22 protein-coding genes are annotated in these 23,333 nt (G+C 66.5%); 9 read left to right on the top strand and 13 right to left on the bottom strand.

Annotated elements, in window-relative coordinates; all coding sequences use genetic code 11:
• Position 1 precedes the first annotated feature (1 nt).
• Positions 2-1,168 (bottom strand): aromatic ring-hydroxylating dioxygenase subunit alpha, encoded by a 1,167-nt coding sequence (locus A9513_RS01990; RefSeq protein ID WP_065083845.1) that lies wholly within the window; start codon positions 1,166-1,168, stop codon positions 2-4.
• Between the two features lie 290 nt (positions 1,169-1,458).
• Here A9513_RS01990 and A9513_RS01985 point away from each other — a divergent pair, with 290 nt between their 5' ends.
• Positions 1,459-2,100 carry an HD domain-containing protein gene (locus A9513_RS01985; RefSeq protein ID WP_037010653.1) on the top strand — a complete coding sequence of 214 codons (642 nt, stop codon included), beginning with the start codon at positions 1,459-1,461 and terminating at the stop codon, positions 2,098-2,100.
• Here the strand turns inward: A9513_RS01985 and A9513_RS01980 are convergent.
• On the bottom strand, positions 2,097-3,020 hold the full coding sequence (locus tag A9513_RS01980; protein WP_065083844.1) for a LysR family transcriptional regulator: 924 nt from the start codon (positions 3,018-3,020) through the stop codon (positions 2,097-2,099). The genes A9513_RS01985 and A9513_RS01980 overlap by 4 nt on opposite strands.
• Before the next feature lie 140 nt (positions 3,021-3,160).
• On the opposite strand from A9513_RS01980, the gene A9513_RS01975 reads away from it, so the two are divergent.
• The 4 genes from A9513_RS01975 to A9513_RS01960 all read left to right on the top strand — a co-directional run bounded on the left by A9513_RS01975 (position 3,161) and on the right by A9513_RS01960 (position 8,055).
• Positions 3,161-3,919: an SDR family NAD(P)-dependent oxidoreductase gene (locus A9513_RS01975; protein ID WP_037010652.1), complete on the top strand. Its 759-nt coding sequence runs from the start codon at positions 3,161-3,163 to the stop codon at positions 3,917-3,919.
• A 395-nt stretch (positions 3,920-4,314) separates the two neighbouring features.
• Positions 4,315-5,061 carry a gluconate 2-dehydrogenase subunit 3 family protein gene (locus A9513_RS01970; protein ID WP_065083843.1) on the top strand — a complete coding sequence of 249 codons (747 nt, stop codon included), beginning with the start codon at positions 4,315-4,317 and terminating at the stop codon, positions 5,059-5,061.
• 7 nt (positions 5,062-5,068) lie between these two features.
• Positions 5,069-6,832: a GMC family oxidoreductase gene (locus A9513_RS01965; RefSeq protein WP_065083842.1), complete on the top strand. Its 1,764-nt coding sequence runs from the start codon at positions 5,069-5,071 to the stop codon at positions 6,830-6,832.
• On the top strand, positions 6,829-8,055 hold the full coding sequence (locus A9513_RS01960; protein ID WP_065083841.1) for a cytochrome c: 1,227 nt from the start codon (positions 6,829-6,831) through the stop codon (positions 8,053-8,055). The genes A9513_RS01965 and A9513_RS01960 overlap by 4 nt, the downstream gene beginning before the upstream one ends.
• A gap of 191 nt (positions 8,056-8,246) precedes the next feature.
• Here A9513_RS01960 and A9513_RS01955 read toward each other — a convergent pair whose 3' ends face one another.
• Positions 8,247-8,567, bottom strand: a complete 321-nt coding sequence (locus A9513_RS01955) for a DUF2025 family protein (protein WP_024762366.1) — start codon at positions 8,565-8,567, stop codon at positions 8,247-8,249.
• 300 nt (positions 8,568-8,867) lie between these two features.
• Here A9513_RS01955 and sfnG point away from each other — a divergent pair, with 300 nt between their 5' ends.
• Positions 8,868-9,962 carry a dimethylsulfone monooxygenase SfnG gene (gene sfnG / locus A9513_RS01950; protein ID WP_024762367.1) on the top strand — a complete coding sequence of 365 codons (1,095 nt, stop codon included), beginning with the start codon at positions 8,868-8,870 and terminating at the stop codon, positions 9,960-9,962.
• Positions 9,963-9,980: 18 nt separating this feature from the next.
• Here the strand turns inward: sfnG and ubiM are convergent, their stop codons facing one another.
• From ubiM to A9513_RS01910, 8 genes are all read right to left on the bottom strand, one after another.
• Entirely contained in the window at positions 9,981-11,153 is a 1,173-nt protein-coding gene (ubiM, locus tag A9513_RS01945; RefSeq protein WP_065083840.1) for a 5-demethoxyubiquinol-8 5-hydroxylase UbiM, read from the bottom strand.
• Between the two features lie 110 nt (positions 11,154-11,263).
• Positions 11,264-12,382: a sigma-54-dependent Fis family transcriptional regulator gene (locus A9513_RS01940; RefSeq protein ID WP_024762369.1), complete on the bottom strand. Its 1,119-nt coding sequence runs from the start codon at positions 12,380-12,382 to the stop codon at positions 11,264-11,266.
• Complete coding sequence (locus A9513_RS01935; protein ID WP_065083839.1) at positions 12,379-13,563, bottom strand: acyl-CoA dehydrogenase family protein; 1,185 nt, start codon at positions 13,561-13,563, stop codon at positions 12,379-12,381. The genes A9513_RS01940 and A9513_RS01935 overlap by 4 nt, the downstream gene beginning before the upstream one ends.
• A 65-nt stretch (positions 13,564-13,628) precedes the next feature.
• The gene (gene ssuD, locus A9513_RS01930; RefSeq protein WP_065083838.1) at positions 13,629-14,774 is read right to left on the bottom strand and encodes an FMNH2-dependent alkanesulfonate monooxygenase; all 1,146 of its coding nucleotides are present in this window, start codon (positions 14,772-14,774) and stop codon (positions 13,629-13,631) included.
• Positions 14,775-14,784: 10 nt separating this feature from the next.
• Entirely contained in the window at positions 14,785-15,342 is a 558-nt protein-coding gene (msuE, locus tag A9513_RS01925) for an FMN reductase (RefSeq protein WP_024762372.1), read from the bottom strand.
• A gap of 166 nt (positions 15,343-15,508) precedes the next feature.
• A complete protein-coding gene (locus tag A9513_RS01920) occupies positions 15,509-16,624 on the bottom strand; it encodes a saccharopine dehydrogenase family protein (protein ID WP_024762373.1) in 1,116 nt (371 codons plus the stop codon).
• A gap of 49 nt (positions 16,625-16,673) precedes the next feature.
• A complete protein-coding gene (locus A9513_RS01915) occupies positions 16,674-17,075 on the bottom strand; it encodes a GFA family protein (protein ID WP_024762374.1) in 402 nt (133 codons plus the stop codon).
• 85 nt (positions 17,076-17,160) lie between these two features.
• Positions 17,161-18,288 (bottom strand): ATP-NAD kinase family protein, encoded by a 1,128-nt coding sequence (locus tag A9513_RS01910; RefSeq protein WP_065083837.1) that lies wholly within the window; start codon positions 18,286-18,288, stop codon positions 17,161-17,163.
• Positions 18,289-18,536: 248 nt separating this feature from the next.
• On the opposite strand from A9513_RS01910, the gene A9513_RS35950 reads away from it, so the two are divergent.
• Positions 18,537-18,710 carry a PA1571 family protein gene (locus tag A9513_RS35950; RefSeq protein WP_164488251.1) on the top strand — a complete coding sequence of 58 codons (174 nt, stop codon included), beginning with the start codon at positions 18,537-18,539 and terminating at the stop codon, positions 18,708-18,710.
• Between the two features lie 25 nt (positions 18,711-18,735).
• Here the strand turns inward: A9513_RS35950 and pdxB are convergent, their stop codons facing one another.
• Entirely contained in the window at positions 18,736-19,884 is a 1,149-nt protein-coding gene (pdxB, locus tag A9513_RS01905) for a 4-phosphoerythronate dehydrogenase PdxB (protein WP_065083836.1), read from the bottom strand.
• A gap of 263 nt (positions 19,885-20,147) precedes the next feature.
• On the opposite strand from pdxB, the gene A9513_RS01900 reads away from it, so the two are divergent.
• Positions 20,148-21,551 (top strand): MATE family efflux transporter, encoded by a 1,404-nt coding sequence (locus A9513_RS01900; protein ID WP_024762377.1) that lies wholly within the window; start codon positions 20,148-20,150, stop codon positions 21,549-21,551.
• 57 nt (positions 21,552-21,608) lie between these two features.
• On the opposite strand, the gene rhtA is transcribed toward A9513_RS01900, so the two are convergent.
• On the bottom strand, positions 21,609-22,484 hold the full coding sequence (gene rhtA / locus A9513_RS01895; protein WP_065083835.1) for a threonine/homoserine exporter RhtA: 876 nt from the start codon (positions 22,482-22,484) through the stop codon (positions 21,609-21,611).
• Between the two features lie 52 nt (positions 22,485-22,536).
• On the opposite strand from rhtA, the gene A9513_RS01890 reads away from it, so the two are divergent.
• The gene (locus tag A9513_RS01890) at positions 22,537-23,139 is read left to right on the top strand and encodes a helix-turn-helix domain-containing protein (RefSeq protein WP_065083834.1); all 603 of its coding nucleotides are present in this window, start codon (positions 22,537-22,539) and stop codon (positions 23,137-23,139) included.
• Positions 23,140-23,333 lie beyond the last annotated feature (194 nt).

Here is a 23,333-nt window from a genome sequence, read left to right as displayed (position 1 = left end):
CTCAGCGCTGCGCGCCGTGGATGCCCTGGAACACCAGGCGGTGGAAGTGGTGCACCAGGTGCTCGCTCTCGTTGCTGCGCTCGGCGTCGATCATGTAGCGGCCCTGGTCGTAGCCCATGGAGTGCAAGCCCTTCTGCACGCTGATGTTCAGTGCGATGTCCTCGGGCCCCAGCTCCTCGTTCATCCAGCGCATGCAGGCCTTGCTCACCTCGGCGGTCTGCTCGTTCGCCGAGTAGTAGCCAAAGCGCAGCAGCGAACGCTCGGCGTCCAGCGGAATCATGATGAAGGTGCCGAGGAACTCGGAGAACGGGAAGGTGTAGAAGGTGTTGTTCGGCCACAGGCCGATGTTGAAGAAGCACTCGTCGGGGTTCAGATCGCTGCGCAGTTTCACGCCGTAGGCTTCGCCGGCCTCAAGATTCGCCGGGGCGATGTAGGTCCACCAGTTGTCGCGCTTGGTCAGTCGGTAGCCCTTGAAGTCGATCAGCTTGGCGAGGTCGATGTGGCACGGCCCGGAGAGCTTGAAGTGATAGCCCTCGATGGAGTTGTCCATGATCACCTTCCAGTTGGCCGGGACGATCACGTCCGCCTCCTCGATCAGGCGCATGTCGGCGAGGTTCGGGAACACCCGGTGCATCTCCTCGTCGGCGCCAGGGAACAGCTCGGCCAGCGACGGCGCGTTCGGGTCGAGGTTGAAGTAGAGGAAGCCGCCCAGTTCCTCCAGGCGCACCTGCGGGATGGCGAACGCTTCCTTGTCGAAGTTCTTGATCCGCTCGCAGCGCGGCGCACTGCGCAGCGCGCCGTCCATCTCGTAGCACCAGGAGTGGTAGGCGCAGCGCACGATGCCACCGGTGTTGCCGCGACGCTCCTCCAGCAGGCGGTTGCCGCGGTGTTGGCAGACGTTGTGGAAGGCGCGGATGTTCCCACTGCGGCTGCGGGCGATGACGATGCTCTGGTCGAACAGGTCGCAGACCACGTACTGCCCAACCTCCGCGAACTCGCTCAGGTGCCCGGCGACGTGCCAGGAGCGCAGGAAGATATTGTCGCGTTCGGCCTTGAACAGCGCCTCGTCGAAGAAATAGCGCGACGGCAGGGTGAAGGCCTGCTCCGGGTCCTGGCGGTCCCAGCCGTCGATGGAAGTACGCAATTTCAGGCTCTCGATGGACGACATGTTCGACTCTCCTCGGCTTCTTCTGGCGTGGCCGGCTCATGGTCCGGCGGCTCGGTTCGAGGACAAATCTAGGGGCACGCCTGCGGCGGCTCTTGATGAAAAACGACAAGTTTTCCGTCAGACGCATCAAGACCGGTTCGCCTGAAGACTCCCCATTGGCAGCAAACGAACGACGGCTGTCCGGATTCACTCCCTCGCTCTCGTTGTCCGCACAAGGCCGTGGATTTCCAATGGAACCGACCGCGACGCAGCCCGCGACGCACCCTGGAAACCCTGCCCCGGAGCCCGCCATGAGCCTCGATCTGAACGGTGTCAAAGTCCCTGACAGCAGTCTCGCCAATGCCATCACCGAGATGGTCCGCGACAACGCCACCCCGCTGCTGTTCCACCACTCATCCCGCGTCTATTACTGGGGCGCGCTGACCGGCGCGCGCAAGGAACTGAAGTTCGATGCCGAGCTGCTCTACGCCGGCGCGATGTTCCACGACATGGGCCTGATGCCGCGCTATTGCAGCCAGTGCGAACGCTTCGAAGTGGACGGCGCCGACTGCGCGGCGCAGTTCCTGCGCAGCCATGGCATCGCCGAAAGTGATATCGACACCGTGTGGACCGCCATAGCCCTGCACACCACGCCGGGCATTCCGCAGCACATGAAGCCGGAGATCGCCCTGGTCACCGCCGGCGTGGAAATGGACGTGCTCGGCATCGCCTACGACCAGTTCCCCGACGCCCAGCGTGACGCAGTGGTCGCCGCCCACCCGCGCGGCGGGCAGTTCAAGCAGGACATCCTGCAGACCTTCTACGACGGCATCAAAGCCAAGCCGGAAACCACCTTCGGCAACGTCAAGGCCGACGTGCTGGCCATGAAGGATGCGGACTTCGTGCGCGGCAACTTCTGCGAAGTGATCCTGAATTCCGACTGGGCCAGCTAGGGCTTCGCCTCCAGGGGCGTGCCCAGCACACCGGGCTCGCCCAGCAGCTGCGTCAGCCACTGCATGAACGCCCGTACCCGCTGCGGCAGGCGACGATGAGCGTAGAGCAGGGAGATTTCCATGGGTGGCAACGGAATGTGCCCCAGCACCTGCACCAGTCGCCCCGCCTCCAGGTCATCCAGCACGCCATGAATGGGCACCTGGATGATCCCCAGCCCACCCATCGCCGCGCTTTCGTAGGCCTCGGCGTTGTTCACCGACAGCGCTCCGCCCATCGGTATGTAGCGCACCTCGCCCTGATGCAGGTATTCGAAGCCCGGCGGCCGCGCGCCCAGCACCGTCACGTAGTGGATCAGTTGGTGCCCCGCCAGGTCGTCCAGCGACTGCGGCACGCCGCGCTCGGCAAGGTAGGACGGACTGGCGCAGGTCACCTGCGGGAACTGCCCGAGGGTGCGCGCCACCACCGACGGATCGTTCACCGCACCGACCCGCACCACGCAATCGAAGCCCTCGCGCACCAGGTCGACACGGCGGTCGGTGCAGCTCACCTCCAGCTCCAGCGCCGGGTGCCGCGCGAGGAACTCGCCGAGGCGCGGCATTACCAGCTTGCGCGCCATCACCGTCGGCATGTCCACCCGCAGACGGCCGCCGAGGGCTTCGTCGTCCTGGCGGAACAGGCCCTGCAACTCGTCCAGCTGGGCCAGCATGTCCTTGCTGCGCTCGTAGAGCACCAGCCCGTCCTGGGTTGCGGTGACGCGCCGGGTGGTGCGTTGCAGCAGGCGCGTGCCCAGCAGCTCCTCCAGCGCCTGCACGTGCTCGGAGACGGTGGAGCGCGGCAGGCTGAGTTGCTCGCCAGCCTGGGTGAAGCTGGCCAGTTCGGTAACGCGGACGAAGGTACGCAGGAGGTCGGGGCGGATCATGGGCAGGCCTGTTGTTCGCGGATCATTGTTCGCTAATACCGACCAGTATTTCCGATTCTCGCCGGTTTATCGCCATTCAATCGAACAATAAGCTATCCCTCAACCCCACCCGCCAGCTACCGCAAACAAGGAGCTTCGCCATGACCCGCAAGATCGCTCTCATCACCGGCGCCAGCCGTGGCCTTGGCCGCAACGCCGCCCTGCACCTCGCCGCCGCAGGCGTCGACATCATCGGCACCTACCGCAGCCAGGCCGACGAAGCCCAGGCCGTCGCCGCCGAGATCGAACAGCACGGCGGCCGCGCCGTGATGCTGCACCTGGACGTGGCGGAGAGTGCCAGCTTTACCGCCTTTGCCGAGCAGATCCGCGCCACCCTGGGCGAGGCGTTTGGCCGTCAGAACTTCGACTTCCTGGTGAACAACGCCGGCATCGGCCTCTACGCCAGCTTCGCCGAGACCAGCGAGGAGATGTTCGACCAGTTGATGAACATCCAGCTCAAGGGCCCGTTCTTCCTGACCCAGAAGCTGCTGCCGCTGATCGCCGACGGCGGCCGCATCCTCAATGTCTCCAGCGGCCTGACGCGTTTCTCCCTGCCCGGCTACGCCGCCTACGCGACCATGAAGGGGGCGATGGAGACCCTGACCAAGTACCAGGCCAAGGAACTCGGCGCTCGCGGCATCGCGGTGAACATCCTCGCCCCCGGTGCCATCGAGACCGACTTCGGCGGCGGCGTGGTGCGCGACAACGCCCAACTGAACCAGCAGATTGCCAGCAACACCGCCCTGGGCCGCGTCGGCCTGCCGGACGATATCGGCGCGGTGATTGCCGCCCTGCTCTCCGATGGCGGCCGCTGGATCAACGGCCAGCGCGTGGAGGCGTCTGGCGGCATGTTCCTCTGATCCGGACGACAGCATGATCATGGGAGCGGACTTCGTCCGCGATGGGGTCCGCATCGCGCCGGACCCCATCGCGCAAAGAGTCCGTTCCTGCCCCGTCCGACCGCCTAGGCTGCGGACTTTCTCGATATACGCAATAAACATTTACCGCGAAAATTCCTGCAACATTCTGTTACGGCCTCTAGTCTAAAAACGCGCGTGGAGAAGACGAATCGCAGATTCCGCCTGGGCGAAGGACCCGTTCAGCCGATCTGCACCGCGCCCCGATGGGACGACTTCGCACCCTCGCTCCGCTCATCCGGCACCTGCCGCGAGCGCAGATCACCGTGAACTGACCTGGCACTACCCGTTCCTGCCACCTCGATAACGAGCGGACGGGTGCTGCCTCAGGAGCCGAAATGACCGAACACCCCAAGGGATTCACCCGGCGTCAGCTGTTGAAGTCTTCCGCCGCCTCCCTGGCCGTGGGCGCCGCCGCCAGCACCCAGGCCGCCACCGTGATCGGCACGCCGAAATGGCTGCCCTTCGACCACAACGGCCCGCCGCACTACGACAGCCCCGGCTGGCAGTTCTTCACCGCCGAGGAAGCCACCGAGGTGGAGGCCATTGTCGAGCAACTGATTCCCGCCGATGACCTGAGCGTCAGCGGCAAGGACGCCGGTTGCGCGGTGTTCATCGACCGCCAGCTGGTGAGCGATTACGGCGACTTCGGCCGCCTGTACATGACCGGGCCCTTCACGCCGGGCACGCCCGCGCAGGCCGACCAGTCGCCACTGGTGCCGCGCGAGCGCTATCGCATCGGCCTGGCCGCGCTGGGCAAGTACTGCCAGGGCAAGTTCCAGAAGCCGTTCAGCGCCCTGCCCGGCGAACAGCGCGACCAGGTGCTGACCGACCTGGAGAAAGGCGCCATCACCCTCGACGGCATCGACGCCAAGGCGTTCTTCCAGCAGGTGCTGGACAACACCATGGAAGGCTTCTTCGCCGACCCCATCTATGGCGGCAATCGCGACATGGTGTCGTGGAAGATGCTCGGCTTCCCCGGCGCGCGCTACGACTACCGCGACTACATCGGCCTGCACAACCAGAAGCTGAATCTCGTGCCGCTCTCCATCGTCGGCAGCTCCGCCTGGACCAAGAAGGGTTAACAACGCCATGGCCAAGAAACTACCTTCCACCGACGTCGTGGTTGTCGGGCTCGGCTGGGCGGGCTCCATCATCGCCCACGAACTGGCCGACGCCGGCCTCGATGTGATCGGCTTCGAACGCGGCCCCTGGCGCGACACCGCCAGCGACTTCAACCTCGCCTCGGCCGCCGACGAACTGCGCTACAACCGCCGCCAGGAGCTGATGCTGCGCACCCGGCAGAACACCTGCACGATGCGCAACAAGGAGTCGGAAACCGCCCTGCCGATGCGCGTCTGGGGTTCGTTCCACCCCGGCAACGGCACCGGCGGCGCAGGCAACCACTGGGCCGGCATCACCTTCCGCTTCCAGCCCGAGGAATTCCGCCTGGCCAGCCACCTGAAGGAGCGCTACGGCAAGGAAGTGCCCGCCGAGCTGACCCTGCAGGACTGGGGCACCACCTGGGAGGAAATGGAGCCGCATTACGACGCCTTCGAGCGGCTCGCCGGCGTTTCCGGCAAGGCCGGCAATCTGGGCGGGCAGATAGTCGAAGGCGGCAACCCTTTCGAGGGCGCGCGCTCGCGCGAGTACCCCAACCCGCCCACCGCGCAGACCTACGCCCCGACGCTGTTCGCCGAAGCGGCGCGCAACCTGGGCTACAAACCCTTCCCGGTGCCCTCGGCACTGGCCTCCCAGGGCTACACCAACCAGTTGGGCGTGACCATGGGGCCCTGCACCTTCTGCGGTTTCTGCACCAACTACGGCTGCGCCAACTATTCCAAGGCCAGCGCCATCGTCAACGTCCTGCCGGCGCTGATCCGCAAACCCAACTTCACCGCCAGGACCAACTCCGAAGTGCTCAAGGTGACCATGGACAGCAGCGGTTCCCGTGCCACCGGTATCGTCTACGTCGACTCCAGCGGAGAGGAATGGGAACAGCCGGCGGACATCGTGGTGGTCGCCGCGTTCATCTTCGAGAACGTGCGGCTGATGCTGCTTTCGGGCGTCGGCGAACCCTACAACCCGATCGCCAATACCGGCACCACCGGGCGCAACTTCGCCTACCAGACGGCCAACAGCGTCAAGCTGTTCTTCAAGGACAAGAACTTCAATTCCTTCATCGGTGGCGGCGCCATCGGCATGGGCATCGACGAGTTCAACAACGACAACTTCGACCACTCCGGCCTGGGTTTCGTCGGCGGCGGCAGCACTCGCGTGACCCCGATCGGCGCCGCCCCCATCGACTCGCGGCCGGTTCCGCCCGGCACGCCTGCCTGGGGCTCCCAATGGAAGAAAGCCACGGTAGAGAGCTACCTGAGCAACATGTCCATCGGCTGTGAGGCCAGCAGCTACACCACGCGCAGCAACTACCTGTCGCTGGACCCCAACTACAACGACCCCCACGGTCGACCGCTGCTGCGCATCACCTTCGACTTCCCGGAAAACGACCTGCGGATGGCGCAGTACTGCACCGACAAGGTGGCAGAGATCGCCCGCAGCATGAACCCGCAGCAGATAGTCCCGGCTCCGCGCAAAGGCCCCTGGTCGAATACCTCTTACCAGTCTTCGCACATCGTCGGCGGCTTCATCATGGGCGCCGATCCGAAGAACAGTTCGGTGAACAAGCACCTGCAGGTCTGGGGCGTGCCCAACCTGTTCGTGGTGGGCTCCTCGGCCTTCCCGCAGAACCCCGGCTACAACCCTACCGGCACTGTCGGCGCACTGGCCTTCAAGGCCGCCGATGCGATCCGCAGGCTATACCTTAAACGCCCCGGGGAGATGATCAGCGCATGAAGACTCTCCTTCGCATCGGCACCCTCGCCCTGCTGGGCCTGAACCTGCAGCAAGCCAGTGCAGGAACGGGCGCGGACTCCTACAACCTGGTGGAAAAGGGTCGCTATCTCGCCGTCGTCGGCGACTGCACCGCCTGCCACACCCTGCCCGGCGGCGCGCCGTTCGCCGGCGGCGTGGCCATCGAGACACCGTTCGGCAAACTGGTCGGTGCCAACATCACCCCGGACCCGGACACCGGCCTGGGACGCTGGAGCTTCGAGGACTTCCAGGCAGTAATGTCCACCGGTCACAGTCGCGGCGGCAAACGCCTGTACGGCGCCATGCCGTTCACCGCGTACACCAAGGTGCACCGCGAGGACAACCGGGCGCTCTGGGCCTACCTGCAGACCTTGCAGCCGGTGCACAACCCGGTGGAAACCAACCTGTTGCCCTTCCCCTTCAGCGTGCGCACCAGCCTGATCGGCTGGAACTGGCTGAACTTCACCCAGGGCGAATTCGTTCCCAAGCCAGACAAGTCGGCACAATGGAACCGTGGTGCCTACCTGGTGGAGGGGCTCGGCCATTGCGGCACCTGCCACACACCGAAGAACCTGCTCGGCGGTGACGACAACGAGCGCTTCCTCGCCGGCGCCAACCTGCAGGGCTGGGTCGCCCCGGACATCACCGCCAACCCGCACAGCGGCATCGGCCAGTGGAGCACCCAGGACCTGGTGCAGTACCTGAAAACCGGCGCCAACCGCTTCGACATCGCCTCCGGCCCGATGGCCGAAGCGGTGGAGAACTCCACCCAGCACTGGAGCGACGAAGACCTGATGGCGGTCGCCGTGTATCTCAAGGATGGCGTCCCCGGCAAGCCCGCTCCCCCACCCATGGCGGCGGACGACGCCGCCATGGTGGCAGGCAAGGCGATCTACGCGGACCGCTGCTCCGCCTGCCATGTGAGCAACGGCCAGGGCGTGAAGAACCTGTTCCCGACCCTGGCCGCCGCCCCCCTGGTCAACAACGACGACCCCACCTCGCTGATCCGCGTGGTGCTGGCCGGCAGCCGCGCCGGAAGCACCGACGCCGCCCCGACGGCGCCGGCCATGCCCTCGTTCGCCTGGAACCTCGACGACGACAAGGTCGCCAAGGTGCTGACCTACGTGCGCAACACCTGGGGCAACGCGGCGACACCGGTGACCGCCAGCCAGGTGGCGGACCTGCGCAAGGAACTGGCTGAGTAAGGTGCAATGAGCGTGGGAGCGGACTCCTTCCGCGATGGTCTCCGCGCGACGCGGTCCTATCGCGGACGGCGCCCGCTCCTACGTATCCTGCTATTTCGTACCCTGCAGGAGCGGGTCCGCGAACCCCTCCCCGGCTTCGCGCAACCCGGCGCTCCCCGCTCCCGCGAACGCCCGGCGCCCAGGCGTGGTGATTACTTCAGCCGACGCTCGGCGGCGATCTCCGGCAGATCGGTGCGGCGCAGATAGGTGAGCAACGCCTCGTTGAGGTTCAGCCTGTCGTGGATATTCTGCTCGGCGAGGATCTGCAGGCACTCTCTGCTCAAGGTCATCACCTCGCCGCTCCTGGGCGCCCAGACGAACTCGCACGCCGGACGGATACTGTCCTCGGCCACGTCCATACCGAAGGAATCCTCGCTGAAGCGCACGATGTACTTGCCGGTCTTGAGATTGAAGCCGACGAAGCCGGACAGGCCCTCGGCGGCGTTGCAGATATCGCTGGAAGTGATAGCCATGATGGTGCCCCCTGGATTTCTTCTGTTATGGATTCGCACGCAGGAGGTTCCCGCTTCTGGGAGCAGGTGAACGGGGAATTCTGACAGCCTTCCCCAAGCCTGCTCAGGGGCCGGTTGTCGCACCCGCCACTGTTGCCTGTCCAACACCTGGCCAGCAGCATTGCTCCCGGCAAAACACCGGCGGCTGTCCCGGCGAATCGGCAAGCTGCTGATCAGGCTGGAGTTTCCTCGCGTGGCACGGCTTTCGCTCTGTTCACCTTGCGGCACCTTCGCCGCCGTGCAGCAACGAGGAGCCGAGCCATGAGCCAGCAACCGATCCGTTTCGCCTACTGGGTCCCCAACGTCAGTGGCGGCCTGGTGGTCAGCAAGATCGAACAGCGCACCCACTGGGACATCGACTACAACCGCGAACTGGCGCGCATCGCCGAGAACGCAGGATTCGACTACGCGCTGACACAGATTCGCTTCACCGCCGGTTACGGCGCCGAGAACCAGCACGAGTCCGTCGCCTTCAGCCACGCGCTGCTGGGCGCCACCGAAAAGCTCAAGGTGATCGCCGCTATCCTCCCCGGGCCCTGGACGCCCTCGCTGGCCGCCAAGCAGCTGGCGACCATCGACCAGCTCACCGCCGGCCGCATCGCCGTGAACATCGTGAGCGGCTGGTTCAAGGGCGAGTTCCAGGCCATCGGCGAACCCTGGCTGGAGCACGACGAGCGCTACCGTCGCTCCGAGGAATTCATCCGCGCCCTGAAGGGCATCTGGACCCAGGACAACTTCACCTTCAAGGGTGACTTCTACCGCTTCCACGACTACAACCTGAAACCCAAACCCATCCAGCGCCCGCACCCGGAAATCTTCCAGGGCGGCAGCTCCCGGGCCGCGCGCGACATGGCCTCGCGGGTATCCGACTGGTACTTCACCAACGGCAACAGCGTGGAAGGCATCAAGGCTCAGGTGGACGACATCCGCGAGAAGGCCGCCGCCAACGGTCATTCGGTGAAAATCGGGGTCAACGCCTTCGTCATCGCCCGCGACACTGAGGAAGAGGCCCGCGCGGTGCTCGCCGAAATCATCGACAAGGCCGACCCGGAAGCAGTGAACGCCTTCGGCCACGCGGCGAAACAGGCCGGCGCCGCCTCGCCCGAAGGCGAAGGCAACTGGGCGAAATCCACCTTCGAGGACCTGGTGCAGTACAACGACGGGTTCAAGACCAACCTGATCGGCACGCCGCAACAGATCGCCGAACGCATCGTCGCGCTAAAGGCAGTCGGCGTGGATCTGGTGCTGGCGGGCTTCCTGCATTTCCAGGAAGAGGTGCGCTACTTCGGCGAGAAGGTACTGCCGCTGGTGAAGGAGCTGGAGCAGAAGAAGGCGCGGCGGACCGAGGCCGCCTGAAGCGTCGGGAGAACGCTCTCAGGCGCCTTGCGTCAAGTGCCTGGCAATCGCCGACCGCAGCGGCGGCAGGTTCTGCGCCAGGCGCAGGCCGGCATTGCGCAGCAGACGAACCGGAGGACGCGGGTCGGTGTACATGCCGACGATCAGCCGGGTGGCCTGGTACAGCGGCCAGGTCGCCAGGCGATGGGCCATGGCGTAGCGGCGCAGCGGCCAGGAACCGCCGATATCGCCGCCACGGCGATGGGTGGCGAGGATTTCATTGGCCAGCCGGCGCTGGCTCTGCAGGCCGAAATTGAAGCCGTGCGCCGTCACCGGATGCATACCGACGGCGGCATCGCCGATCAGCGCGCTGCGCGGGCCGACGAAGCGGTCGGAGTAAACGCCCACCAGCGGGTAGCTGTGCCGCGGGCCGAGCAGTTCCATCCCGCCCAGGCGGCGGTCGAAGCGACGTTCCATCTCGTCGGCAAAGGCTTTCTCGTCCATCTCCAGCAGCGGCGCCATCTCGCGCTGCGGCAGGGTCAGTACCACCGAGGAGCGGTCGCCGTTGATCGGCAGCAGCGCCAAGGTCTGGCCGTAGCCGAACCATTCCCAGGCGACGTTGTGGTGCGGTTTCTCGTGGGCCATGCGGCATACCATCATGGTCTTGCCGAAGTCCTCCATGCTCGCGCCGATACCCAGCATGCGGCGGGTCTCGGAGAAGCGGCTATCGGCGGCAACCAGCAGGCGCGCATGGACGCGGCTGTCGTCATCCAGCGTCAGGTCCACGCCGTTCTGCCCGACACGCAGCGAGCGCAGTGCACGCCCGCAGACCAGCGAGACGTCCGGGCACTCGTGCACTGCATCGAAGGCCGCGCGGCGGATCATCTGGTTCGACACGAAGTAGCCCAGCTGTTCGGCCCCGGCCTGTTCCGCCTCGATGCGCAGGGTGAACAGCGACGGACCGTTGAGCACCTGGGCATCGCGCAGCGGCGAGACTTCCTGCGGGTCGATCCGCGACCACATCCCCAGGCGTTGCAACTCGGCGCGTGAAGCGTGGGTCAGGGCGATCTCCCGGCCATCCTCGGCGGGTTCGGCCACGGCGGCCAGCGGCTGGCGCTCGATCAGCAGGATCGACAGGCCATTGCCCGACAACGAGCGGGCCAGGCAAAGCCCGGCGGGGCCGGCGCCGACGATGGCGATGTCCACGTGCATGGGTGACTCCTTTCGCTGGGGAGGGGCGGTCCCGGAGTCTAGGCTGGCCAGTGGCCGGTTTCGTTGCCGTGGATCAGTTGCCCGTGGCGAATACCTCCAAATAGACGAGTCTAGATCGACAACCGCACGCCCCTGTCCGGGTCGATCACCGCCGCGCCCCGGCGCTTGTTCACCACCAGTTCGCCGATCTCGATCAGCCGCGTGCGCGTGACGTTGCGGCTCAGGCCCAGCAGATTGGCAGTGTGCACCTGGTTGCAGTGGCAGAAGCGATAGGCCGCGCGCAGCAGCGCGTCTTCCACCCGTGCGTGCAGGTTGCCGCCCTGCTCCTCGAACAGGCGCTGGAAGGCCTGCTGGAGAATCTGCTCGGCGCCCAGCGATTCCAGGCGCGGCTCGTCGCTGCGCTCGATGCGCAGGTTGGACAGGTGCAGGTCTTGCGCGCGCACCACGCCGTCACGGCAGATCAGCAAAGTGTGGTGGATGACGTTTTCCAGCTCGCGGATGTTCCCCGGCCAGGAATAGCTGCGCAGCTTCTGCGCCGCCTCGGCGCTCAGCTGGCTCTGCCCGTAGCCCAGGCGACGGCTGTATTCGGCGATGAAATGGCGGGTCAGCGGGAGGATGTCGCCGGGCCGCTCGCGCAGCGGCGAAAGCTCCAGGCTGACCACGTTGAGCCGGTAGTAGAGGTCCTCGCGGAAGTGCCCGGCGTTGATCGCCTTCTCCAGCTGCACGTTGGTGGCCGCCAGCACCCGCACGTTGATCGGGATGCTCTTGCGCGAGCCCAGGCGCACCACTTCGCGTTCCTGCAGCACGCGCAGCAGTTTCACTTGGATCGGCATCGGCAAGTCACCGATCTCGTCGAGGAACAGGGTGCCTCCATCGGCTTCCTCGAACCAGCCGGCCTTCGCCGCCAGCGCACCGGTGAAGGCGCCTTTCTCGTGGCCGAACAGCTCGGCCTCCACCAGGGATTCGGAGAAGGCGCCGCAGTTCACCGCCACGAACGGACCGCCCCGTCGCACGCTGAGATTATGGATGTGCCGCGCCACCAATTCCTTGCCGGTGCCGGTCTCGCCGATGATCAGCACGCTGGCCTCGCTGGGCGCGACCTGTTGCAGGTGGTCGAGCAACGCCTGGGATTTCGGGTCTTCGAAAACCTGGGCCGTGGCGCGGATGGAAGTCGCCAGCGCGGGGGACTTGGGCAGGGTCAGCAGACCCTCGGGTGTGGTCGCATTCATGAGTAGAAAGTCGGTTGCGGGAGTTGCTGGTTCAGCGCCCAGTCACCCAGCTCGCGGACCTTGTAGTCCACCGGGTCGTGCAGGGTCTGGGTGCGCAGGTTGCGCCAGTAGCGGTCGATGCGCAGTGCGGCATGGGTGGAACGTGCGCCGGTGACCTCGAACAGGCGGTTGCAGATTTCCAGGCCGTTGCGCGTGGCCGCGACCTTGGCGGTGGCGATGGCCACGGCCAGCCGGCCACGCTCCTCGGCGTCCAGCGCGGCGCCCTTGCCCCAGGCCTCGTCGAGCAGTTGCGCGGCACGGCGCACCAGCAGGCGGGTGCTTTCCAGGCCGACCCAGAACTCGCCGTAATGGGCGAGCACGTAAGGGTCTTCGCTGACCGTGGCGGCGTTGGAGCGGAACCACGGGCGGGCTTCCTTGAGCGTGTACTGCCGCGCCTCTTCGAACGCACCTTCAGCTATGCCAAGGAACACATGGGTGAAGATCAGTTGCGCGATCAGCGGGCGCAGGCAGGCGAACGGCGTGCTCAGCGGGCCCGGGTCGAGCAGCAGTTCGCTCTCCTCCACGCGCACGCGCTCGAAGGTGGCGCTGCCGCTGTCGGTCTGGCGCTGGCCCATGTTGTCCCAGTCGTGGGCGAGGCTGATGCCGCTGCGCGCGGTGGGAATGGCGGCGATCAGCAGCTTGCCGCCCTCGCCGTCCAGCGCCGAGGCGATGAGCATTTCCGAATCCAGCGCGCCGGAGCAGAAGCTCTTGCGCCCGGAGAACTCGCGCCAGCCGGCGAAGCTGCGCGACACGGTGCGGGTGTCCAGCGGGTTCAGGGCGTTACCCCAGAACCATTGGTTGCGCGCGGTCAGCTCGAACCACGGCTGCCACTGCTCGGGTCGCGAGAACAGGCGCACGGTGGCCAGCATCAGGTGCTGGAAGCCGAACACATGGGCAATGGAGCTATCGACCACGGCGAACTGGCGGACGATGTCCAGCGTGGTGCTCCAGTCGGCGCCCAGGCCGCCGTATTCGCTGGGGATGATCAGCGACAACAGGCCGCTCTGGCGCAGCGCGTCGCGCTCGGCTTTCGGCGTGCCGCCGCGGATGTCGCGTTCGGCGGCGGTTTCGGCGAAACCGCCGGCCAGTCGTTGAGCTATTTGCCCAGGTGTCTGTGCGTCGAGACGCGTCTTGGCGTTCACGCTCGCTTCCTCTTTGTTCGATTGAATGCGTACCGGGCTCCTGCCCGGCACTTCATGGGTGGGGCTCAGCCGGCCTTGCGTCCGGGCAGCACATCGTTGGCGATCATTTCGCCGAAGGGCCCGGTCAGGTTGGTCACGCCGCGTCCGGCGAGGCTCGCATAGGGTTCGGGTAGCAACGGGAAGACCAGCTCGGCGAAGCGATACGCCTCTTCCAGGTGCGGGTAGCCGGAGAAGATGAAGCTGTCGATCCCCAGGTCCGCGTACTCCTTGATGCGCTCGGCGACCTGCTGCGGGTTACCCACCAGCGCGGTGCCGGCGCCGCCGCGCACCAGCCCGACGCCGGCCCAGAGGTTGGGGTAGATCTCCAGCTGGTCACGCCGACCGCCGTGCAGCGCGGCCATGCGCCGCTGGCCTTCGGAATCGAAGCGGGCGAAGGACTTCTGCGCGTTGGCGATGGTCTCGTCGGAGATGTTGGCGATCAGCTTGTCGGCCGCCTGCCAGGCTTCCTCGGCGGTTTCGCGGACGATCACGTGCAGGCGGATGCCGAACGTCACGCTGCGCCCCTGCTTCGCCGCCTTCTCGCGCACGTCGGCGATCTTCTGCGCGACCGCCTGTGGCGGTTCGCCCCAGGTCAGGTAGACGTCCACCTGCTCGGCGGCGAGGTCGTGGGCCTCCGCGGAAGAGCCGCCGAAGTACAGCGGCGGATACGGCTTCTGGATCGGCGGATAGAGCGCCTTGGCGTTCTCCACCTGCAGGTGCTTGCCGGCGAAGTCCACGGACTCGCCCTGCAGTACGCGGCGCCAGATGCGCAGGAACTCGTCGGTGACTTCATAGCGCTCGGCATGGCTGAGGTGGATGCCGTCGCCACGGTTTTCATCCGGATCGCCACCGGTGACCACGTTGATCAGCAGGCGTCCGCCGGACAGGCGATCCAGGGTCGCGGCCATGCGCGCGGAGACGGTCGGAGAGATGATTCCCGGACGAATCGCCACCAGGTAGCGCAGGCGCTCGGTGAGGGGCGCCAGGGCCGAGGCGACCACCCAGGAATCTTCGCAGGAACGACCGGTGGGAATCAGCACCCCGTAGTAGCCGAGGGAATCGGCGGCCTGGGCGATCTGCTTGAGATACGGCAGCGATACCGGGCGCGCGCCCTCGCTGGTGCCGAGGAAGTGGCCGTCGCCGTGAGTGGGCAGGAACCAGAACACGTTCATCGAGGGCTCCTCAGGCGGTCTTGCGCAGTTGCGGACGGGCGAACAGCGGCGCGGCGCGCTCGGCGGCCAGCTGGATGCGCGCGCGCAGGGTGTCGCTGGTGATCTGGTAGTTGGCGAAGTCCGCCTCGCTGGCGTACACGCCGATGGGCAGCGTGATCGACTGGAAGAAGCTGAACAGCGGGCGCAACTGGTGGTCGAGGACCAGCGCGTGGCGCTCGCTGCCACCGGTGGCGGCGAGCAGCACCGGGGTGTCGATCAGGGCGTTCATGTCCACCAGGTCGAACAGGTGCTTGAGCAGGCCCGGATAGGAACCGCGGTAGACCGGCGAGGCGACGACCAGCAGGTCGGCGGTCTCGATCTCGCGCAAGGTGGCTTCCAGCTCGGCGGAGAGCTCCTGGCGGGACAGCGCGGCACCCAGCGGGCGGGCGATGTCAGCCAATTCGATGACTTGGGCTTCTACCGGGAGCTGCTCGCCGAGGGCGTCGAGCACGGCCTGGGTAAGCACCAGGGTGCGCGAGGGGCGATAGGTGCCGCCGGAGACGGCGACCACTTTGATGGGGCTGGTCATGGGTTTTCCCTGTTGACTGTTGCGCTAGGTACAGAAGCCTTGAGCAAGGGCCGTACCAACAGGGAAATGTGCGGTTTCAGGGCACTTGAGCGAGGGACCGGGGATGACTCATGTCACTCAGGCAACAGCGCTGCTGATCGACTGTTGCCTGAGCAACAGCCGGCACTCAATGCACGGCCAGCTCACGCAGGCCGTGGGAGATATCCAGGCCCTCCAGTTCAGCCACGTATTCATCCTTGCTGAGCAGGCCGATACAGGGCGTGGCGCCACGCTGACGAAGTTCCCCGGCGGCCAGCTTGCGGGCCAGTGCCACCGCTGCCATGCAGGGGATATTCGGGCCATGGTCGCGCTGCGCAAGTATTTCCCAACACAGCAGCAGTGGCTTGCCTTCGCCGTCAAGGCCTTGCAGCTGGACGAACATGCCACTGCGGCCATCGCCCAGCGGCTCCATGGCCACGGCCATGCGATGCAGGCCTGCGCCCAGTCGTGCGGCATCCTTCACCAGGCCGGCGCGCACCAGCCAGGACAGGCCCCAGGTACCGAACTGGGTGAGCCGCAACCCCAGGCCGGCGGAGAAACGTACGTCCTGCACGCCGGCATAGCGCTGCGGGAAGAGATCCAGGTCCGGCACATCGCAATGGGCCAGCCAGCGTTTGCCCAGGGGGGCGGGAAAGCGGTGGCGATTGAGCCCCTGCCAGCCGTGCACGTCCTGCCAGCGTCCCTGCCGCCACTGCCGCAACGGCTTGCCGCAGTAACCGAGCACTGCGGACACTGTGGCCTCCCCGGGAATCTTTGCCGAGGAGCTGATGCCATGGTGGATGCTGTCCAGCCGCTGGAAGCGTGGCAGCAGTTCGTCGATCACCGAGGCGGCCAGCGCAGGCACCGAACTGGCGCCGCTGCAGACCAGCACGCCGGCACTGCGCGCGGCGCGGTCGAGTTCGTGGATGCCGCAGACGAACTGGCGCGCGTCCGCCAGGTCGACGTAATGGGCGCGGGCGCCGATGGCGGCACGGGCGACGCGGTAATCCTGCCCCTGGAAGGGACCGGCGGTGGAAATCACCAGGTCCACCTTCAGCTCGTTGAGGCGGCCGGCCAGGGTCGGCTGGTTCATATCCAGGCACACCGCCTCGCCGCCCACCTGCGCGGCCAGCTCATTGGCGCGGCGCTGGTCGCGTCCGCCCACCAGGACGCGGATTCCTTCGATACCGCTCAGACGCCGTACGATCAGGCTGCCGAAGTTGCCGTAGCCCCCGAGCACCAGCACGCGAAATTTTCGTTCCATTCCCACTGACCCTGCTACTCCCTGAGTACTGGCGGCTGCGCCAGCTCATTCATCCTGGTTTTGCACCCTCGTGACGGGGCAGATTGTCCTCCAGCGGCCACCAGCTGGCGCGGGACGCGACGTAATAATGTGCTTCGAGCTTTGTCCGTACCGGCTCGTCCAGGGTTCCCGCACGCACCCGCAAAGTCTCCGGCAGGGCATCGCGGGCGCTGTAGATCGGCGAGCCGCAGGTGCGGCAGAACACGCGCTTCTTATCGGCGGTAGCGCGATACTCGCCCAGCTGCGACTCGCCGCCGAGCAGGCGGAAGGCCGCGCGGTCCACGGGAATGTTGGTGGCGAACGGCCCGCCCTGGGCCTTGCGGCACTGGCTGCAATGGCAGACCTGGACAGGCGCCAGTTCGCCATCGATCTCGAAACGCACTGCGCCGCACAGACAACCGCCCGAATGCATGGCCCTGCTCCCTCGTCCCGTTTTCACGAAGTGCAGGAGTCTAGATCAGCAACGCGGGTAATCACCACCGTGCCTTCGAGCGGTTTCAACCCTCGCTGCCCCAGCCCAGTGGATAGAGCAGTTCTTCCTTATAACCGGCCCACACCCGCACTGCAGCGGGGAAGCTTGCGTCCAGCTCGGCGTCGCCGCTGTCCACCAGCAGCGGCCGGCCTTCGAGGGTGCCGAGCTTGCGCTTGGTGGCGATCACCCGCAGCCGTTCGATGCCGATGGCGCGCAGCACCCGTGGGCTGATCTGCTGGTTGCCACGGCCGAGGATATGCCCCTGGCCGCCAATGGCCGTCACCAGCAGGAAGGCCGGGTGGCCGTGCACCAGCTCGAACAACTGCGCCTCGGTGACATCGCGGGCGATCACTTCACCGTTCTCGACCACGTCGACGCCCAGCAGCGTGGTATCCAGGTGCAGGTCGGCAGCCAGCCCATGCAGCGTCGAACCGGGGCCGAAGACGTAACGTACGTCTTCTTCCCAGCTGTCTTCCAGCCAAGCGGCGAGATCGGCCAGCACCAGCTCCTCGGTCTCCATGCCAGCCTGTTTCACATGCTGCATGAAGTGACCTTCCTCGGGCACCGTCAGTTCGGCATACCAGCGCGCAGCGACACGCCCCTCGCGCAGCGCCGCTTCGTCGAGGTCGCGCACTTCGCCCTGGGTCAGGCGCACCAGGCCGCCGTCCACCAGTCGTCGTGCCAGTTCCCCGGCGGCCCGCGGGCTGATGGCATAGACGCCGGAGTGGATCTTCACCCCGGCGGGGATGCCTAGCACCGGCTGGCCTTCGCGGGCCGCTTCGGCGACGTCCCGCGCGGTGCCATCGCCACCGGCGAAGAGGATCAGCGCCACGCCAGCCTCCTGCAGCGCCTGTACGGCGTGACGGGTATCCGCCGCACTGCTCTGCTCCTTTTCCAGCACGCCGACCAGGCGGTGGCCGAAGCCCATGCTCGCCAGCAGCTCGGCGCCCATGGCGCCGGGAAAAGTGAGGAACTCCAGGCGCTCGCGCACCGGCAACAGATGCTCCAGCGCCACGCGGGTGCGCTCCGCTGCCCGCGGCTGCGCGCCGCGCGCCAGGGCCAGCTCCGCCACCCCGTCACTGCCCTTGAGCGCCGTCGGCCCACCAATACCGGCCAGCGGATTGATGATCAGCCCTATGCGAATCCTGTCCATACTCAACCTCGAGGGAAACTTCTTCGAACCACCGGCGCAAGGCCGGGTCGGACCAGGGAAGCGACGGTTCCACTCACTATAACGACAAGCAGACGACCGGGGACCACGCGATTGGCATGCAATCTGCGAGGGCATTGGTCGCCTGTCTTCGGTGACGGTTCTTCGGCGCTGCCACGCGCAGCCTCTGTCACCGGGCTTTCATCTGATCTGCCTAGACTGCAACGAACCTGATGTAGAGGAGATTGGCCATGAGCCTGCAAACCCACCGTGAACCCACTCCCCGCCCCGCCCCGCGCAACCCGCAGCAGCCGGTCGGCGGCTCGATCATCGATGCCCAGGGCCGCGAGGTCCCGATCACCGAAGACATGATCCAGCGCGCCTGCCAGGAACTGGACAAGACCTGCGAGCAGCCACGCCGCTGACAGTCGGTGCGGCGGCGCGTCCGCCCTATTCCCCGACCCGGTTGGCGCCCAAGGCGGTCAGCAGGCTTTCCAGGCGCGGCGAATCACCCTGGATGTCCACCCACAGCCCGGTGATCTCGCGCCGCGGCGGGTAGTGCTTGCGCAGCGCGTCGAAGGCCGCCCGCCGGGTCTTGGTATCGCCTACCAGGCTGCGACGGAAGTTGGCGTCATCGCTGCGCGGGTCATAGACCGCACGGCAGAGCATCGCCAGCGCCCAGTCCGGGTCGCACTCTTCCTTGAGGCTCAGTTCGGCCAGCCATTGCGCGGGCAGCAGGTCGTCGAGATCGACTTCCGGCGCGCGCTGCTGCCAGGCGCAGAACGCTTCGTAGATCTGCGCGGTGCCGCGCAGCTTGCCGTCGAGGCTGTAGCCGGCGATGTGCGGCGTCGCGATGCGGCAGAGTTCGGCCAGGCGCACATTGACCTCCGGCTCGCCCTCCCAGACATCCAGCGCCACGTCGAGATTCGCGCCGGATTCCAGGTGAACGCGTAGCGCGGTGTTGTCGACCACACCGCCGCGGCTGGCATTGATCAGCCAGGTGCCGGGGCGCAGTGCCTTGAGGCGCTCGGCGTCGATCAGGTGGCGGGTCGGGTTGTCGCCGTCGCGGGTCAGCGGCGTGTGCAGGCTGATCACGTCGCACTCGCGCAGCACTTCCTCCAGGCTGCGAAAATCGCCGCCCTCGACAGCCGCGCGGGGCGGATCGCAGACGCGCACATCCCAGCCCAGACCGCGCAGCACGTCCACCAGACGACCGCCTACCTGCCCAGCGCCGATCACGCCATAGCGGCGCTCGGCGAGCTTCGCGCCGTGCACGTCGGCCAGCGCCAGCAGGCTGCCCAGCACCCAGTCGACCACGCCACGGGCATTGCAACCCGGCGCACTGGACCAGGCGATACCGGCCTCGGCGAAGTAATCGAGATCGAGATGATCGGTGCCGATGGTGCAGGTGCCGACGAACTTCACCTGGCTGCCCTGGAGCAGCTCGCGGCTGACGTCTGTCACCGAACGCACCAGCAGCACTTCTGCATCGCCCAGGGCGGCACGGTCGATGCCGCGTCCCGGCAGACGGCGGATATCGCCGTGGGCACCGAAGAAGGCTTCGACCAGGGGAATGTTTTCATCGGCAAGGATACGCATGGGCTGACTCCAGAAATCGGCAGCAGGTACTTTACCAGCGCTGCTGCGCGCGGTCCCGCACAGCCATGTAGGGCGCATCACCTGGAACAGATTATCCGCCGCTCCCTTCAAGGCGGATAACGCTGGCGCGTTATCCGCCCTGCGTCAGCGCCGATCCTTCAGCCCTGCGCGCGGTCCCGCGCGGCGCGGGCAAGACTTCCTGACTGGCCCGTCAGCCCTTAAACTGGTCGGCTTCCCGCCAATTTCTTTCGCCAAGGAAAGCCGTGACCAGCCTCGCCCAGCCCGTCTCCCGCGGACGGCGCACCGCCACCGAACTCAAGGAACTGCTGACCCTCGCAGCGCCCATCATGATCGCCCAGCTGGCCACTACCGCCATGGGCTTCGTCGATGCCGTGATGGCCGGCAGCGTCGGCCCGCGTGACCTCGCGGCCGTGGCGCTGGGCAACTCGATCTGGATTCCGGTGTTCCTGCTGATGACCGGCACCCTGCTTGCCACCACCGCCAAGGTGGCCCAGCGCTATGGTTCCGGCGACCAGGCCGGGACCGGCCCGCTGGTACGCCAGGCGCTGTGGCTGGCGCTGCTGGTCGGCCCACTGGCGGGCGCGACGCTGTGGCTGCTCTCCGAGCCGGTACTGCGGGCGATGAAGGTCGAGGAAGCGCTGATCGAGCCCAGTTGCTTCTACCTGCGCGGTATCGCCTGCGGCCTGCCGGCGGTGGCGCTGTACCACGTACTGCGCTGCTACAGCGACGGCCTGGGCCGCACCCGGCCGAGCATGGTGCTGGGCATCTGCGGGCTGATGCTGAACATCCCGATCAACTACGTGCTGATCTACGGCCACCTCGGCTTCCCGGCCCTGGGCGGCCCCGGTTGCGGCTGGGCAACCGGCTCGGTGATGTGGTTCATGTTGCTGGGCATGCTGTTCTGGGTGAACTGGGCCAAGGTCTACCAGCCGAGCCAGTTGTTCAGCCACTGGGAACTGCCGCAGCCGAAGGTGATCGGCAGCCTGGTGGCGGTGGGCCTGCCCATCGGCATCGCGGTATTCGCCGAATCCAGCATATTCTCGGTGATCGCCCTGCTGATCGGCGAGCTCGGCGAGAAGGTCGTCGCCGGGCACCAGGTGGCGCTGAACTTCAGTGCACTGGTGTTCATGATCCCCTACTCGCTGGCCATGGCCGTGACCGTGCGCGTGGGCCAGTCCCTCGGCGCCGGCGCACCGCGCGATGCGCGCTTCGCCGCCGGCGTGGGCATGGGCGCGGCGCTGGCGTACGCCTGCATTTCCGCCAGCGGCATGCTGCTGATGCGCGAGCACATCGCCGGGCTCTACACCCAGGACCCGGAAGTGCTGGCGCTGGCCGCCACGCTGCTGGTGTTCTCGGCGCTGTTCCAGTTCTCCGATGCCGTGCAGGTCACTGCCGCCGGCGCCCTGCGCGGCTACCAGGACACCCGCGCGACCATGATCATGACCCTGTTCGCCTACTGGGGCATCGGCCTGCCGGTGGGCTACAGCCTCGGCCTGGCCCACTGGCTGCAGGAGCCCACCGGCCCGCGCGGCCTGTGGGAAGGCCTGATCGTCGGCCTGACCTGCGCGGCGGTCATGCTGTGCATCCGCCTGTCGCGCAGCGCCAAGCGGCAGATCCTGCTGAAGGAAATGCGCGTGGAGGGATGACACCCACGCACGCAAAAAAGCCGCCCTCGGGCGGCTTTTTCCTGTCGGACACCGCTCTCAGTCGGCGACCAGCGCCGGCTTTGGCCGACTGCTCAACGTGGTGCCCACCGAAGCGACGATGATGGCACCGATGGCGATCCACTGGTGCGATGTCAGCTGCTCGCCGAGGAACACCAGGCCGGACAACGCACCGAACGCCGGCTCGATGCTCATCAGCGTGCCGAAAGTGCGTGCAGGCAAACGGGTGAGCGCAATCATTTCCAGGGTGTAGGGCAAGGCGCTGGAGAGGATCGCCACGCCCAGCAGCGCCGGGAATAGGCTGATATCGAACAACCCCATGCCACTGTGCGCGAGGCCGATCGGCGCCACGCAGATCGCCGCGATGCTGATGCCCAGCGCCGCGCCCTGGGCGCCCAGGTCGTTGCCGGCGCGCTGGCCGAAGATGATGTAGAGCCCCCAGCAGACTCCCGCTCCCAGCGCCAGCGCGGCGCCCTTGGGGTCGATGCCGTTGCCGAAGTCGGCGATCGGCAGCAGCAGGCCGAGACCGACCACCGCGATGGCGATCCACAGGAAGTCGATGGGTTTACGCGAGTAGAACAGCGCCACCGCCAGCGGCCCGGTGAACTCCAGGGCCACGGCGACACCCAGCGGGATGGTCTGCAGCGCCATGTAGAAGGTCAGGTTCATCAGGCCCAGCGTCACGCCATAGATGAACAGCGGCTTGAGCGGTTTACCGCGCAGGGAGGTGCGCCACGGCCGCAGGATCGCCAGCAGGAGGATGGCGGCGAAGATCAGGCGCATGGAAGTCACGCCTTCCGCGCCGAGCACCGGGAACAGGCTCTTGGCGACGGACGCACCGGTCTGGATCGAGGCCATGGACACGATCAGGATGAGGATGGGAAAGACAGTGGAAAGAAAGCGAGAGCGAGGCATGATGCGGACCAGGACAGGCGTTGCAACGGTGGGAAAATCTTGATTGACTGTTATGCGCAACATAATGCGCAAAAAGGCCAGAATGAGCAATATACTGCCCACCCCTTCTGAACGTCCCAGCGTGCTGGTCCACGTCGCCGATAACGTGAAGACGCACCGTCGTAGCGCCGGCCTCAGCCAGGACGCGCTGGCCAAGGCCTCGGGCGTCAGCCGGCGGATGCTGGTCGGCATCGAGGGAGGCGACAACAACGTCAGCCTCGCAACCCTCGACCGCATCGCCGCCGCGCTCCACGTGACCTTCGCCGACCTGGTACGCCCACCGGCCACCGGCGGCCTGACCCGCGTAGACGCCGTCGCCTGGGGCGGCCAGCAGCCCGACAGCCGCGGCACCCTCCTCGCCAGCACGCCCGCCACGCGCCAGGCCGAACTCTGGCACTGGGCACTCGCCCCCGGCGACCGCTACAACGCCGAGCCCGACGCCGAAGGCTGGTACGACATGGCCTATGTCATCGAGGGCCGGCTGACCATCGTGCTGGCCGAGGAGACGGTGGAGGTCGAGGCCGGCGGATTCCATGTGTTCAAGAGCAACCAACCGTTTTCCTACCAGAACCATGGGGACGTGCTGGTGCGGTTTGTGCGGAACGTTGTGAATTGAGCATTCTTGCTTAGTGTTCATGCACCGCCTCGGAGTGCACTGGGACTTCTGGTTTCGCCCCCTCGGGCGAGTCACTTTCTCAAACGCGAGAAAGTAACCAAAGCGCTTGCCCCTCCATCCGGTTTTTCGCTTGGGGCGAAAAATWCCCTCGTTGRAKCGAAGTTTCAGGGGCACGCCACGACGGGCCATCCCTG

Source organism: Pseudomonas sp. AU12215, from assembly GCF_001675465.2.
In the GTDB taxonomy this organism is placed as follows: domain Bacteria; phylum Pseudomonadota; class Gammaproteobacteria; order Pseudomonadales; family Pseudomonadaceae; genus Pseudomonas; species Pseudomonas nitroreducens.
The sequence above is the reverse complement of the archived record's forward strand: the minus strand, read 5'-3'. Positions and strand labels throughout refer to the sequence as shown.